The sequence below is a fragment of the Rudaea sp. 3F27F6 genome, assembly GCF_005503555.1.
GTDB lineage: Bacteria > Pseudomonadota > Gammaproteobacteria > Xanthomonadales > Rhodanobacteraceae > Rudaea.
Genome location: NZ_SCNG01000003.1, coordinates 479,762 through 493,525, shown reverse-complemented (window position 1 = coordinate 493,525; position 13,764 = coordinate 479,762). Strand labels below are relative to the sequence as shown.

Sequence of the window (13,764 nt, the reverse complement as noted above, 5' to 3'; positions counted from 1 at the left end):
GCGAAGCGGCGCGTCAGCGCTTGCGCATCCAGTAGTAACCGATCACCGCGAGCGGCACGACCATCGTCAGCCACGACAGCACGTCCCAGATATCGTCGCCGAGCAGCGCCGAGAGCAGGCCGAACGCGGTGACCAGGGCGAGCACGAGCGGCACGCGAAAAATCCGGCCGAGGCTGTTGCCGCCTCTCTGCACAGAGCTCATCGCACGGCTCCCGCGGCACCGCCGCCCAGATCGATCTCGCGGTCGAGGTCGGCCAGGCGCGCATCGATGCTCAGACGCCGCTTCTTCCACCACAGATACACGCCGCTACCGAGCACGATGATCGCGATCACGTCGAACAGCGCCCAGAGAATCTTGAACGGCATGCCGCCGTAGTCGCCGAAATGCAGCGGCTGCGAAATCAACAACGCCGTGAGATAAAGCGGCGAGTCGCGCATATCGGTAAGCTGCGCGGTCGTCGCATCGATCAGCAGCGGCTTGCCGAGTTTCTTCGTCAACGGCGTGTTGCCGGCCATGAACACCATATAGTGCTGTTTGCTCGACACGAACGTGCCCGGGTAGGCAACGATGCGCGGACGCATGTCCGGCGCCGCGGCACGCGCGGTCTGCAACGCCTTTTCCAGCGAGCCCGGCTCGGTCACCGCGGGCTTGTCGCGGTACGGCGCCGCCATCGCGCCGATCTGATCGAACTGCCAGTACTGGAAGACGAGTTCGGCGCAGCAATTGATCACGCCGGTGCCGCCGACGACGAGCAGCCAGAGCAGAGTCGCGACGCCGAGCAGGTTGTGCAGATCGAGCCAGCGGATGCGCTTGGTCTTGTTCTTGCGCACCGTGCCGAACGCCAGCTTGCGCATGAACGGCGCGTAGAGCACGGTGCCCGAGACGAGCGAGGCAAGCAGCAGCAGGCCCATGAATCCGAGGAACAACTTCCCCGGCAGGCCGACGAACAGGTCGGTGTGCAGGTTGTAGATGATCTTGATAAAGCCTTCGCTCGGATTGGTAATCGCTTGCGCCGTGCGCGCATCGAGGGTGACGTTGGTGAACACGTTCGGCGGCGAATCCACCTTCGGCGCGAGGCTGAAGAAGACCGCGTCGGGCTGCTCGTCCTGATCGAACGAGACGAAGCGGATCACCTGATCGGGATGGAGTTGCTTCGCCGTTGCGGCGAGCTTGTCGAGATCGAGATGCGGCGTACTCGCCGGCAGCGCCGACACCGACGCGTCGTCGCCGAGCGCGTGGTCGATCTCGTCGTGGAAGATCAGCGGCAGGCCGGTCACGCACAGCAGCAGCAGGAACAGCGTGCTGATCAGGCTGGTCCACTTATGCACCCAGAACCAGCGGCGTATCGATGCTTGTTTCATCATGGCGCGATCGCCTTTTCGCTGAAGGAAAGTCTTCGACGGCACGGTTGCCGCGGGAATCCGGAGCGCTGTATCAGAACCACATCTGCGCTCCGACACCGAACGTGCGCGGTGTCGCCAGATACGCCTGGGTCAAGCCGGGCGCGTTGTAGTTGAGGAACAACGGCGTCGTCGAATTGAAGAGGTTGTTGACGTAGCCGAACACGCGCCAGTGCTCGTTGAAGCGGTAGCCGGCCTGCGCGTTCGCTAGCCAGAATGCGTGCACCTGTTCCTGCGGCACGTTCTGCACCGAAGAGTAATAGCCGTCGGAATAGCGCAGGCTCGCGCTCAGTTCGAGGCCGCCTTCGCTGCGGTACTGCAGGCCGAGGTTCCCGGTCGCGTGCGGCGAGCGCGCGAGTTCGTTGCCCTGGATGCCCGAATTCGGATACTTCGTCACCTTGGTATCGAGCAGGCCGATGTCGGCGTAGGCTTCCAGCCCCGGCCGCAGCAGCCAGCGCGCGCCGATTTCGGCGCCGTCGGTCGTCGCCTTCGGCGCGTTGCGCACGACGTCGGAATATTCGCCCGGATTGATCGCGATGTTGAACGGCAGTTGCATGTCCTTGTAGTCGGAATGGAACACGTTGCCGGTCAGGCGCAGGCGGCCGCCGAGCAGGTCGGAGCGGAAGTAGGCCTCGTTGTTCCACACGTATTCGGGCCCGTAGACGTAGTTGACGATCGGCGCGGCGAAGGTGATGCCGGCACCGCCGCCGTTGTAGCCGCGGCCGGCGTCGACGCCGAAGGTCAGGTGCTCGTTCGCGTGCCAGGCGAGATCGAGCTTGGGCAGGAACACGCTGCTGGTCTCGTCGACGAAAATCGCCACGGCGGCACCGTCGCCGCCGTGGCGCTGGTGCGTTTCGCGCTCGTAGCGCGCGCCGAGGGTCAGCTCGAAACGCGACGGCAGATCGATGCTGACCTGGCCGAATACGGCATTGGTCGCGATGTGGTCGGAGAAGCGTTCATTGCCGATGAAGTCGATGCTTTCGCTCTGGTTGGCGCGATACACGTAGGCGCCGAACAGGCCGCTCCACAGCGAATCGGCGGTCTTCTTCACCACCAAATGCGGTTCCCACATCCATTCGCGCGTGTCGATCTGCGCATTGCCCTGGCCGGGCTGCGCGTAGCGATGAATGTCGAGATCGGTGCCGGAGAGCAGATTCTCGAACGCGAAGCGCTCGCCGAGACCCCACTTCGTATCGGCAATCACACTGGTCGACTGCGGCTCGAACACAGGCCATGCGGCGAAATGCGCCAGCGCGGGCACGCCGGGCGGGATGACTTGCAGCCTGTCGTAGGGGTTGTATACCGCCTCGCCCTGCAGTCCGCGGTTCTCCGCATGGTTGAAGGTGATGACTGTGGTGAAATCGTCGAGCGCGGCCGGTTTGAACAACAATTTTCCGCGCAGCGTTTCGTTGCGGAAGCGGCCCGGATCGACGACGTTCGGATAGCTCTGAAAGCCGCGCACGTAGGACTCGTGGGTTTCGTACTCCGCGGTGACGCGATAGGCGACCTGCTCGCCGGCACCGATCGGGCCGGACGCGTAGAACCCGGCCTGCTGCCGGTCGAAATTGCCGAAGATGACGCGCGCGCCGTACTCGGGCTGAAACGTCGGATCGTTGGTCTTGATCGCCATCGTGCCGGCGATCGCGTTGCGGCCTTGCAGCGTGCTCTGCGGCCCGCGCAACATTTCCACCTGCTCGACGTCCCACAGCGCGGAGCTGCCGTAGATCACTTCGTTATAGCTCGCCGGACGACCGTCGATCTGCAAACCGAGACGCTGGCGCGAACCGGCGAAGAACGCATCGCCACCGACCGCCGCGCCGGTGCCGTCGATGCCACGCACCGCTGGCGCGAGTGAGCCGTTGCCGGTGGTGACGTTGGCGATGTTGGCGAAGAGATCGCGGTTCGACTCAAGCCCGGGCTGCTGTTCGATCTGGTCGGCGGTAAAGACGGCGACGCTGGTCGCGGTGTCCTGCAGCGAACGCTGGGTCTTTTCCGCGGTGACGGTCACCGTCGCCAGCGTGTTGCGGTCTTTCTCCGCCTCGACGGAATCGCCGTCGCCGGCATGCAGGATGGGCGCCGAAGCGGCGAGTGCGAAAGTGGTGAATACGAACGAACCGCAACGAAGTGAACCTCGATTGCGGCTGCCGACTCGGGACGGTTCCCGGGTACGCATGCAAAAAACTCCTTGGACAGTGAAACGCGATGGCGCAAAAGCGCTGGCGTTGGCTGGCGCAAGGACGAAATGAGAATAATTCGCATTATCGAAAAAGCCGACAGTGAAAGCAATCTTCCACGGCGCGCTTTGCGCAGGGCCGCCGATCCGGGCGCGGCGTCGGCCCGAATCGAAGCGTGCTTTCGGGTGCTTACACGGCCAAACGGATCAGCAAAAAACCGAACTGCTGAAAGATGACAATCGCGGACGGCATGCGAAAATCGGCGTGCGAACCAACCGCTTCGAGGGGAACGAATTGAGAGGAAGTCCGTGTATCGGTGTTCTGTTTGCGTTGGTCCTCGGCGGCTGCGCCGGCCCCGACAAGAATGAAATCGCCTTGGTCAATCCGGGTTTTGAAGCGGCGACTCAGGGCAACGGCGTCATTCCTGGCTGGATGACCGCGCAGCACGCCGGCCCGATTTCGTACGAGATGACGATCGATAGGAAGGTGAAAGCCGAAGGCGCGGCGAGTTTCCGCATCACGCGCAAGCGCGAGCAGGTCTACGGCAGCGTGTCGCAACGCGTGCCTGCAGCCGATTTGGCCGGCAAGACAGTCGAACTGTCGGCGATGCTCAAGACCGAGGGCGTCGGCGAGAAAGGCTGGAGTCTGCGCCTGCGTCCGGTTGGCACGGAGGACAACACGGTGACCGCGGGTACTCTGACCGGCACCACGGAATTCACGCGCGTGGCGGCGAAACTGCAAGTCCCGCAGGGCACGCGCGAACTCGAAATTTTCGCTACGTTGAAAGATGGCGGCAGCGCTTGGCTCGACGACGTCCACCTGCGCATCGTCGAGCCCTGATTGCCGCGGCGATCGTCCTATCGGCCGCCTGCGAGAAACGACATTACCGTCGCGACATCGAACGGCCAGCCGATCTCGATGCCGGAATCGCCGTCGCTGAGCACCGGTACGCGTTCGCCGTAGCGTGCCTCTAGCGCCGCGTCGTCGTCGATGAAAACGCTCTCGAATTCCGGCGTTTTCGCCCGAGCCAGTACGTCGAGCGCCTGATCGCAGAGCGGGCAATCATCGCGTTGGTAGAGGATCAGATGCATGGGCGCGGAGAACGGCGGTCGGGCAGCGTAGAATAACCGCAAGTTTCCGGAGTGATTTATGGCTGTCAGTGTTTTCGACTTGTTCAAGATCGGCGTCGGTCCCTCGTCCTCGCACACGGTCGGGCCGATGCGCGCGGCGGCGCGCTTCTGCACGCGCTGGCTCGCCGAGCGCGGACAGCTCGAAAACGTCGCGCGCATTCGCGCCGAAGTCTTCGGTTCGCTCGCTCTGACCGGGCGCGGCCACGGCACCGACAAGGCCGTACTCTGCGGCATCGAGGGCGAATGGCCCGACCGCATCGATCCCGACACGATTCCCGAGCGCCTCAAGCGCATCCGTGAAGAGAAGAAGATCCGCGTGCTCGGCACGCACGAGATTCCGTTCAACGAGAAAACCGACCTCGTCATGAACAAGCGGCAGAAGCTGCCCTACCACACCAACGGCATGCGCTTCACCGCGTACGACCAGCTCGGCGAAGTCATCGCGACGCGCGACTACTACTCGGTCGGCGGCGGCTTCGTCGTCAATCACGACGAGGCCGCCGACGACAAGATCGTGCCCGACACCACGCCGCTGCCGTATCCCTTCTCGTCGGGTGACGAATTGCTCAAGCTCTGCGAGGAATCCGGCAAGACGATCGCGCAGGCGATGCTGGAAAACGAAAAGGTCTGGCGCAGCGAGGCCGAAGTTCGCGCGGGCCTGCTGACGATCTGGAACGCAATGTCGGACTGCGTGGCCAGGGGCATGCGCGAGAAAGGTACCCTGCCGGGCGGCCTCAAGGTACTGCGGCGAGCGCCGACTCTCGCGGCCGAGCTGCGCAACCGCCCCGAGGCGTCGCTGCGCGATCCGCTGACCATTCTCGACTGGGTGAATCTGTACGCGCTCGCCGTCAACGAAGAGAACGCCGCGGGCGGCCGCGTCGTCACCGCACCGACCAACGGCGCCGCGGGCATCATTCCGAGCGTACTGCACTACTACGCGCGCTTCGTGCCGGGCGCGAACGACGCCGGTATCGTCGATTTCCTGCTGACTGCGGGTGCGATCGGCATTCTGTACAAAGAAAACGCCTCGATCTCGGGCGCCGAAGTCGGCTGCCAGGGTGAGGTCGGCGTCGCCTGTTCGATGGCCGCGGGCGGCCTCACCGCCGCGCTCGGCGGCAGCATCTACCAGGTCGAAAACGCCGCCGAGATCGGCATGGAGCACAATCTCGGCCTCACCTGCGATCCGATCGGCGGCCTCGTGCAGATTCCGTGCATCGAGCGCAATGCGATGGGCGCGGTCAAGGCGATCAACGCGCAGCGCATGGCTCTGCGCGGCGACGGCAAGCATCGCGTCTCGCTCGACAAGGTGATCAAGACGATGCGCGACACCGGCCGCGACATGCAGGACAAATACAAGGAAACCTCGCGCGGCGGACTCGCGGTCAACGTCATCGAATGCTGAGTCCGTGAGCCGCATTCTCCTCGCCCTGCTCGCGTTCTCCGTCGCTGTGCACGCGCAGGCGCAGCCGTATCGCATCGTCGGCTATGTCGGCGGGCGCGACGCGGGCGATACCTGGGATGCCGGCAAGGTCGATACGCTGATTTTTTCGTTTGCCAAGGTGGCCGGCGGCGAAGTCGTTCTCGATGCTGAGGCGAGATCGCGCCTGCACAAAGTGCTCGCGCTCAAGGCCGGCCATCCGCAGTTGCGCGTATCGATCTCGGTCGGCGGCTGGGGCGCGGGCGGCTTCTCCGAAGCCGCGGCGAGCGCGGAAGGTCGGCGCCGGTTCGCGCGCAGCGCCGCCGCCCTGCTGCGCGCCGAACATGCCGACGGCCTCGACGTGGATTGGGAATATCCGGGGCATCACGAGAGCGGAATCGCATCGAGCGAGCACGACCGCGAGAACTTCACCGCGCTGCTCGCCGAGACGCGCGCCGCGCTGGATGACGCTTCCGCGCAAGAGCGGCGCGCCGCGGCGGATCGCTACCGATTGAGCATCGCCGTGGCCGATGCGGAATTCGTCGATCACGTCGACATCGCCGCGGTCGATGCGCAGATCGATTGGTTCAACCTGATGACCTACGATTTCGTCAACGCGATGACGCCGACGACCGGGCATCACAGCGGGCTGTACGCGTCGGCGTGGGCGACGGCGACGGCGCGTACCGGTGAACGCGCGGTCAAGCAGTTTCTCGCCGCCGGCGTCGCACCGCGCAAGCTGTTCCTCGGCGCGGCCTTTTACGGCCGCGAATTCGACGGAGTCGACCCCGCCCACGACGGCGTCTACCAGCACTTCGGCAGTTTCGTCGGCTATCGCGGCTGGAAGAAGCTCAAGCAGGACTATATCGACAAGCAGGGCTACGCCCGGCATTGGGACGCCGACGCGCACGCGCCGTTCCTGTGGAACAAAAGCACGCGCCACTTTGTCAGTTACGAAGACGCGCAGTCGCTGCGCGAGAAGATCGCCCTCGTCCGTTCCAACCGCCTCGGCGGCATCATGTACTGGGAACAGGGCGAAGACCCCGAAGGCGAGCTTCTCCAGGTGCTCGCGCGCGGGCTGAGCGCAGCGTCCGGGAATCCCTGATTCGTCCTTGCGGCGGAGCCGAAACGTGCAAGCAAAACGCCTCTCCCATCGCCTGCCTACCGTGCTCGCCATCCTGCTCGCTGGCCTTACCGCCGCGGCGCACGCGAAGCACATGTATCAGTACAAGGACGCGCAGGGCATCGTCCACTTCACCGACGTGAAGCCGCCGGACAATACGCCCGGAGTGACGTCGACCCTCGTGCGCACCGACGCGCAGCCGCTGCTGCGTTCGCGCGAGGACGGCACCGACGAGGACCGCACGATCGTCTTCGTCAACAACACCGGCGGCCCGATCACCGTCGAACTCGACGTCACCGACGCGACCAACGTGCGCACCGAGCCTGAGGTACTGCCGGCGCGCGTGGTGCTGCCCGGCCGCAGCGAGACGCGCGCACTGCGCATCGTCGCGCTCAATCCCGCCGCCGGCTTTCGCTACGGTTACCGGTACACCTATCTGCCCGGCGACTATCGCGCGGTACCCGACCAGAACGCGCGCTATGTCCTGCCGTTTCCGACGGACCGCAAATTCCGTATCAACCAGGGCTTCGACGGCAGATTCAGCCACACGGAAGCGCAGAACAAATATGCCGTCGACATCGGCATGCCCGAAGGCACGCCGGTGCTTGCTGCGCGCGACGGCACGGTGATGACGGTCGAGAACGACTACTACGGCAACGGCCTCGACATGGACAAGTACGGCGACCGCGCGAACAACGTGCGCATCGTGCACAGCGACGGCACGATGGCCGTGTATGCGCATCTGCAGCTCGAAAGTGCGCGTGTGCAGGTCGGCGACCAGGTACATGCCGGGCAAGCGCTCGGGCTGTCCGGTGATACGGGCTACACGAGCGGCCCGCATCTGCATTTCGTCGTGCAGCGCAACGCCAATATGGTGATGCTGTCGGTGCCGATCCAATTCGTCGGCGCGGACGGCAAGGCGTTTACGCCGGCGGAAGGCATGGGCGTCGGCGGCCCGTAGCGGTTCGATTCACCGCCCCTCGCCACACCAAAATCCAAGGCCGGGCGCGATAAATCGCCCCCTACGGTACAATCGGCGGTTTTCGCGTTCCCTGCAGCATCGCCATGGACCACGTCACTGAAACCCACCGCCGCCGCACGTTCGCCATCATCTCGCATCCCGACGCGGGCAAGACCACGTTGACCGAGAAGCTGCTGCTGTTCGGCGGCGCGATCCAGATGGCCGGCAGCGTCAAGTCGCGCAAAGCAGCCAAGCACGCCACCTCGGACTGGATGGCGCTGGAAAAAGAGCGCGGCATTTCGGTGACCTCGTCGGTCATGCAGTTCCCCTACGAAGACTGCGTCGTCAACCTGCTCGACACGCCGGGCCACGCCGACTTCTCCGAAGACACCTACCGCGTGCTTACCGCGGTCGATTCCGCGCTCATGGTGATCGACTGCGCCAAGGGCGTCGAAGAACGCACGATCAAACTCATGGACGTGTGCCGCCTGCGCGACACGCCGATCATGACCTTCATCAACAAGCTCGACCGCGAAGGCCGCGCGCCGATCGAACTGCTCGACGAAGTCGAGTCGGTGCTGAAAATCCAGTGCGCGCCGATCACCTGGCCGATCGGCATGGGCTCGCGCCTCAAGGGCGTGTATCACCTTTTGACCGGCGAAGTGCACGTGTTCGAGCCGGGGCGCAATTTCACCCGCCAGGACTCGACGATCTTCCCCTCGATCGATGATCCGGCATTGGCGGAGAAGATCGGTGCGGCCATGTTGCGCGAACTGCGCGACGAGCTTGAACTCGTTCAGGGCGCTTCGCATCCATTCGATATCCGGCAGTACCTCGCCGGCAAGCAGACGCCGGTGTTCTTCGGTTCGGCGGTGAACAATTTCGGCGTGCAGCTCCTGCTCGACTTCTTCGTCGAACATGCGCCCGCGCCGAAATCGCATGCGACGACGACGCGCGAGATCGAAGCGACCGAGGAAACGCTGACCGGCTTCGTGTTCAAGATCCAGGCGAACATGGACCCGCAACACCGCGACCGCGTTGCGTTCATGCGCATCTGCTCGGGCACGTTCAGCGCAGGCATGAAGGCGTTCCACGTGCGCACGGCCAAAGAGATGAAGCTCGCAAACGCGCTCACTTTCATGGCCAGTGATCGCGACATCGTCGAGAAGGCGTATCCGGGCGACGTGATCGGCATTCACAACCACGGCACGATTTCGATCGGCGACACGTTCAGCGAAGGCGAGACGCTGGCTTTCACCGGCATTCCGAACTTCGCGCCTGAGCTGTTCCGCCGTGCACGCCTGCGCGATCCGCTCAAGATCAAGCAACTGCAGAAAGGCCTTGCGCAATTGTCCGAAGAAGGCGCGACGCAGTTCTTCCGCCCGCTGATGTCGAACGATCTGATCCTCGGTGCGGTCGGCGTGCTGCAGTTCGATGTCGTCGCCTACCGGCTCAAGGACGAGTACGGCGTCGAGGCGACGTTCGAGAATGTGAATGTCGTCACCGCACGCTGGATCAAGTGCAACGATGTGAAGAAGCTCGAAGAATTCCGCGAAAAGGCGGCGTCGAATCTCGCCCTTGATGCGGCCGGCGAACTCGTCTACATCGCGCCATCGCGAGTCAACCTGCAACTGACCGAAGAGCGCTGGCCCGGCGTCACGTTCGCCGCGACGCGCGAGCATGCGAGTGCGGTAGAGGTTTGATGGTTCTCTCCTCCCGCTCGGAGGAGGGACGCGGACCTCAGCCGGAAATGTAGCGCTGCAATTGTTCGAGCTGCTCGGCCTGGTCGTCGATCACTGCCTTGACCAAGTCGCCGATCGACAACATGCCGACCACCTTGCCGTTCTCGACCACGGGCAGATGACGGATGTGTTTATCGGTCACCAAGCGCATGCAGCGGTGCACGCTGTCGCCGGGCGCCACGGTGATCACGTTCGCCGTCATGATTTCGCGCACCGGCGTCTCGGCCGAGGAGCGGCCCTTGAGAATCACTTTGCGCGCGTAGTCGCGCTCGGAGACGATGCCGAGCAATTCGTCGCCGCGCATCACGAGCAGCGCGCCGACGAATTTGTCGGCCATGAGCTGGATGGCCGCAAGCACGGGCTGGTCGGGGCCGATCGAGTAGACGTCGCGCTTGCCTTCGATCAAATGTTTGACGATACGCATCGCACTTTCTCCCGGAAGAATGAGATGGCGGGCAGCGGCAAACTGCACGTGGCCTAGTGTACGCCGGCAGCGCTCGATCGGCGCACGGAATCCTCGATCTGTGTCGCCTCGGTTTGGCTCGCGGGAATCAATTCGTCGATCAAGTACAGCGGCCGCTGTTTCGTCTCGATGTACATGCGCCCCAGGTACTCGCCGATCATGCCGAGCGCCATAAGCTGCACGCCGCCGAGGAACAGGATCACCAGCATCAGGGTCGGATATCCCTGGACGCGATCGCCGAGCAGAAGCGCCTTGCCGAAAACCCACACCGCATAGACGAAGGCGAGACCCGCCGTGCCGATGCCTACATAGGTCGCGAGCTTGAGCGGCGCGGTCGAGAACGAAGTGATTCCTTCGAGGGCGAAGTTCCACAGGCGCCAATAGTTGAACTTGCTGACGCCGGCGAAGCGCGCGTCGCGCTCGTAGACCACGGACTTCTGTTTGTAGCCAACCCAGGTGAACAAGCCCTTCATGAAGCGCTGGCGTTCGCGCAGACGCTTCAGCGCTTCAAGCGAGCGCCGGCTCATCAGGCGGAAATCGCCGGTATCGCGCGGCACCGGCGTCGAACTCATGCGCTCCATCACCCGATAGAACGCCGCCGAGGTGAATTTCTTCAGGCCCGTTTCGCCCGCACGTGTCGAGCGCGTGCCGTAGACCACGTCGTAGCCTTCGCGCCAGGTCTCGATGAATTTCGGAATCAACTCCGGCGGGTCCTGCAGATCCGCGTCGATGACAACCACCGCATCCGCATCGGCCGCGTCGAGACCGGCGGTCAGCGCCAGTTCCTTGCCGAAGTTGCGTGCGAGCTTGAGCGTCGCGATGCGCGCATCGTTCTCGCGCAGGCTGCACATCACGGCATAGGTGTCGTCGCGGCTGCCGTCGTCGACGTACAGTACCTCGCATTGCATTTGCGTCTGGGCGGCAATCTGATCGAACACCGCGGCGAGGCGCGCATGGAACTCACGCAGGCTTTCACCTTCGTTGTAGGCGGGGACGACGACACAGAGCTTGGACATGGAGCGTTCACGGCAATATCGACCGCCGAATGCTAGCCCATGCGTGCGACAACCGATACCGCGAAAGCGCGCCACTTCATGCGCCGTTCGGTCACCGAGTCAGATAGGCCGGACCACCGAGCTGGCGTACTTGACGCTCGATCCACGCCGCGCGTTTGAGCATGTAGCTCGAAGGCTGGTCGACACGCAGTTTCGCCGGGTTCGGCAGGCTCGCCGCGAGCAAAGCGGACTCGCGCGCGGTCAGCCCGCTCGCCGGTTTGCCGAAGAATGCGCGCGAGGCCGCGTCCGCGCCGTAGATGCCGTCGCCGAATTCGGCGATGTTCGCGTAGACCTCCAGAATGCGCGACTTGGGCCAAGTCAGCTCGATCAGTACGGTGAAATACGCCTCGAGTCCTTTGCGCACGAAGCTGCGCCCGTTCCACAAAAATAGGTTCTTGGCGGTCTGCTGCGAGATCGTGCTGGCGCCGCGCAGGCGCGCGCCATCGTCAGCGTCGTCCATCGCCGCCCCGATCGCGGCGAAATCGAAACCGTGATGCAGGGGGAATTTCTGGTCTTCGCCGGCGACGAGGGCGATCGGCAATTCGGGCGACATATCCGTCGACGGAACGAACCGCTGCTTCAATACAAAGCCGCTGTCGCCGCTCCGCCACGCCTCGATGTGCCGCGCGACCATAAATCCGGAGGTCGGGGGCGGCAAAAAGCGCAAAACCAGCACCGGAAGCCAGGTCAGGACGATCCCGCCAAACACTATCGCCGCGCACCTGCGCAGCCAACGTCGCCGCGCCGGGCGGGATTGAGGCTTCCCCAGGAATCCCATATCAATATCAGTTCGTCGCATTGTCCAGCCGCGGATCGGGCGGCCACTTTCGACACACGAGTTTGGCATACGAGCCGAGAAAGCAGGACTGGTCGCCGAACGCAATTCAGTTTCGGGAAAACCAGAAAATGATTGTTAGTTTTTCATAAATCATGTAGTCTCAAAGCCTATGGATCGAAGATCGGTTTGATCGAAGCACCTTTGCCGCCGGGGAACTTGAGACCTGGGTGAACACTCTGTAACCAACGGAATTTTTGCATCTACCGCATGCGTAAACTGCTCGCCATCGCCTTGATTGCCACGATGCCGCTAGTCGGCGTCGCGCAGTCTCTTGCGCCGATGCAGCAGAATCCGTTGGCTCCGCCGGCGCAACCGACTCCGCAATTGCTTGAGCAGATGCTCGGATCGAGCAGCCTGCTCGATAGCACCGACGCCAAGGCGATGCCGCTGTGGGGTACGCCGGACGGTCGCATTCTGACCTTAGTCACAGCCAGCGGAAATCAGAATCCGACGCTGCCGAAATCTCCGCTTGTCGATCCCGCAAACGAATGGCGTTTGATCGACGTCACCAACCTCGTCTCGGGCGGTTTGGTGATGCGGTTCGGCGACAGCGCGAACGCGCACGTCAGTCTCGGGCAATCCACCGTTCTAATGGCGCCGATGGCCGGATGCTTGGGTTCCAGCGTCGCGGCTTCCTGCGCCAACGTCAGCCCGCTGGCGCGCGGCGGCGAATTCCGCCTCGGCACGAACTGGCTTGCCGGCGACAAGCTCGAATTGGGCTTGAGCTACGGCCTGTCCTGGCTGCACCACAATCCCACTCCGGCCGTCACCGGCAGCTATGTCGCCTCCGGCAGCCTTGCTGCACTGGGCAGTCCGTCGCTGCCGCTCGGTTTGTCGAACTACTCTCTGCTCGATACGCAGAATTCTTCGATCAACGCACTCGGCCGCTTCCGCCTCAACGACGATCAATCGGTGAACCTTGGCGCGAGTCTCGGTCGTATCCAATTGTCGGCTCCCGGGATGGCGACGCCGCTCACGAGCCTCAATCAGGCCGCGGTGAGCTTCGGCGTCCAGTACGGCTCGTTCGGCGGCAGCGTCACCGGGCACGTGCTGAGTCCAGCCGATCCTTCGGTATTCAATAGTCCGGCCGCATCGCGCATGACCGGGCTCGATCTCGGCATTTCCTGGCGTACCCCATGGAGCGGTATGCTCCGCTTCGGTACGCAGAACCTTTGGTCCTCCGGCGCTCTGCCCTACCTCAACAACGGCCCCGTCACGCGTGAGCTCGAATCGAGCCAAGCGCGGGTGCCCTACGTGCAGTATCACCAGGATCTCTAATTTTCCGTACGCGGCACCTGCCCGCGGAGAATCGCCAGCGCGTCTATCCCCGAATTCTCATGCGGGATGCGCTATCCACGCGCCACCTGAACCGAAGCGAAACGACAGTTTTGTTTCTGGATTACTGTTCCCTTGTTAAAGATTTGTTGCTAGTATCCTAAAACATAGGTGCCCTTTCGGGC

General features: G+C 63.5%; 13 protein-coding genes. 6 read left to right on the top strand and 7 right to left on the bottom strand.

Annotated features, from left to right (window positions below; all coding sequences use genetic code 11):
- Positions 1-13: 13 nt before the first annotated feature.
- The 3 genes from FFS30_RS14680 to FFS30_RS14670 all read right to left on the bottom strand — a co-directional run bounded on the left by FFS30_RS14680 (position 14) and on the right by FFS30_RS14670 (position 3,574).
- A complete protein-coding gene (locus FFS30_RS14680) occupies positions 14-202 on the bottom strand; it encodes a hypothetical protein (RefSeq protein ID WP_212742482.1) in 189 nt (62 codons plus the stop codon).
- Complete coding sequence (locus FFS30_RS14675; protein ID WP_249352472.1) at positions 199-1,365, bottom strand: PepSY domain-containing protein; 1,167 nt, start codon at positions 1,363-1,365, stop codon at positions 199-201. The genes FFS30_RS14680 and FFS30_RS14675 overlap by 4 nt, the downstream gene beginning before the upstream one ends.
- A gap of 70 nt (positions 1,366-1,435) precedes the next feature.
- The gene (locus tag FFS30_RS14670) at positions 1,436-3,574 is read right to left on the bottom strand and encodes a TonB-dependent receptor (RefSeq protein WP_137913911.1); all 2,139 of its coding nucleotides are present in this window, start codon (positions 3,572-3,574) and stop codon (positions 1,436-1,438) included.
- Positions 3,575-3,869: 295 nt separating this feature from the next.
- Between FFS30_RS14670 and FFS30_RS14665 the strand changes: the two genes are divergently transcribed.
- On the top strand, positions 3,870-4,415 hold the full coding sequence (locus FFS30_RS14665) for a hypothetical protein (protein ID WP_137913910.1): 546 nt from the start codon (positions 3,870-3,872) through the stop codon (positions 4,413-4,415).
- 17 nt (positions 4,416-4,432) lie between these two features.
- On the opposite strand, the gene FFS30_RS14660 is transcribed toward FFS30_RS14665, so the two are convergent.
- On the bottom strand, positions 4,433-4,666 hold the full coding sequence (locus FFS30_RS14660; protein WP_137914064.1) for a glutaredoxin family protein: 234 nt from the start codon (positions 4,664-4,666) through the stop codon (positions 4,433-4,435).
- A gap of 58 nt (positions 4,667-4,724) precedes the next feature.
- On the opposite strand from FFS30_RS14660, the gene FFS30_RS14655 reads away from it, so the two are divergent.
- The 4 genes from FFS30_RS14655 to FFS30_RS14640 all read left to right on the top strand — a co-directional run bounded on the left by FFS30_RS14655 (position 4,725) and on the right by FFS30_RS14640 (position 9,909).
- Positions 4,725-6,107, top strand: coding sequence for an L-serine ammonia-lyase (locus FFS30_RS14655; RefSeq protein ID WP_137913909.1), 1,383 nt, complete (start codon positions 4,725-4,727; stop codon positions 6,105-6,107).
- A gap of 4 nt (positions 6,108-6,111) precedes the next feature.
- On the top strand, positions 6,112-7,227 hold the full coding sequence (locus FFS30_RS14650; protein WP_137913908.1) for a glycosyl hydrolase family 18 protein: 1,116 nt from the start codon (positions 6,112-6,114) through the stop codon (positions 7,225-7,227).
- Between the two features lie 25 nt (positions 7,228-7,252).
- Positions 7,253-8,206, top strand: coding sequence for a M23 family metallopeptidase (locus tag FFS30_RS14645; protein ID WP_137913907.1), 954 nt, complete (start codon positions 7,253-7,255; stop codon positions 8,204-8,206).
- A gap of 104 nt (positions 8,207-8,310) precedes the next feature.
- A complete protein-coding gene (locus FFS30_RS14640; RefSeq protein WP_137913906.1) occupies positions 8,311-9,909 on the top strand; it encodes a peptide chain release factor 3 in 1,599 nt (532 codons plus the stop codon).
- A gap of 37 nt (positions 9,910-9,946) precedes the next feature.
- Here the strand turns inward: FFS30_RS14640 and FFS30_RS14635 are convergent, their stop codons facing one another.
- From FFS30_RS14635 to mtgA, 3 genes are all read right to left on the bottom strand, one after another.
- Positions 9,947-10,372: a CBS domain-containing protein gene (locus tag FFS30_RS14635; protein ID WP_137913905.1), complete on the bottom strand. Its 426-nt coding sequence runs from the start codon at positions 10,370-10,372 to the stop codon at positions 9,947-9,949.
- Positions 10,373-10,425: 53 nt separating this feature from the next.
- Positions 10,426-11,427 (bottom strand): glycosyltransferase family 2 protein, encoded by a 1,002-nt coding sequence (locus tag FFS30_RS14630; protein WP_137913904.1) that lies wholly within the window; start codon positions 11,425-11,427, stop codon positions 10,426-10,428.
- Positions 11,428-11,518: 91 nt separating this feature from the next.
- Positions 11,519-12,244 (bottom strand): monofunctional biosynthetic peptidoglycan transglycosylase, encoded by a 726-nt coding sequence (gene mtgA, locus FFS30_RS14625; RefSeq protein ID WP_137913903.1) that lies wholly within the window; start codon positions 12,242-12,244, stop codon positions 11,519-11,521.
- A gap of 267 nt (positions 12,245-12,511) precedes the next feature.
- Between mtgA and FFS30_RS14620 the strand changes: the two genes are divergently transcribed.
- Positions 12,512-13,582, top strand: coding sequence for a hypothetical protein (locus FFS30_RS14620; RefSeq protein WP_137913902.1), 1,071 nt, complete (start codon positions 12,512-12,514; stop codon positions 13,580-13,582).
- The last annotated feature ends 182 nt before the right edge of the window (positions 13,583-13,764 follow it).

What these genes read in the sequence shown, in the direction of transcription:
- FFS30_RS14680 (WP_212742482.1), bottom strand. Translation starts at nt 202, where the DNA reads ATGAGCTCTGTGCAGAGAGGCGGCAACAGCCTCGGCCGGATTTTTCGC.
- FFS30_RS14675 (WP_249352472.1), bottom strand. Translation starts at nt 1,365, where the DNA reads ATGATGAAACAAGCATCGATACGCCGCTGGTTCTGGGTGCATAAGTGG.
- FFS30_RS14670 (WP_137913911.1), bottom strand. Translation starts at nt 3,574, where the DNA reads ATGCGTACCCGGGAACCGTCCCGAGTCGGCAGCCGCAATCGAGGTTCA.
- FFS30_RS14660 (WP_137914064.1), bottom strand. Translation starts at nt 4,666, where the DNA reads ATGCATCTGATCCTCTACCAACGCGATGATTGCCCGCTCTGCGATCAG.
- FFS30_RS14655 (WP_137913909.1), top strand. Translation starts at nt 4,725, where the DNA reads ATGGCTGTCAGTGTTTTCGACTTGTTCAAGATCGGCGTCGGTCCCTCG.
- FFS30_RS14640 (WP_137913906.1), top strand. Translation starts at nt 8,311, where the DNA reads ATGGACCACGTCACTGAAACCCACCGCCGCCGCACGTTCGCCATCATC.
- FFS30_RS14635 (WP_137913905.1), bottom strand. Translation starts at nt 10,372, where the DNA reads ATGCGTATCGTCAAACATTTGATCGAAGGCAAGCGCGACGTCTACTCG.
- FFS30_RS14630 (WP_137913904.1), bottom strand. Translation starts at nt 11,427, where the DNA reads ATGTCCAAGCTCTGTGTCGTCGTCCCCGCCTACAACGAAGGTGAAAGC.
- mtgA (WP_137913903.1), bottom strand. Translation starts at nt 12,244, where the DNA reads ATGGGATTCCTGGGGAAGCCTCAATCCCGCCCGGCGCGGCGACGTTGG.
- FFS30_RS14620 (WP_137913902.1), top strand. Translation starts at nt 12,512, where the DNA reads ATGCGTAAACTGCTCGCCATCGCCTTGATTGCCACGATGCCGCTAGTC.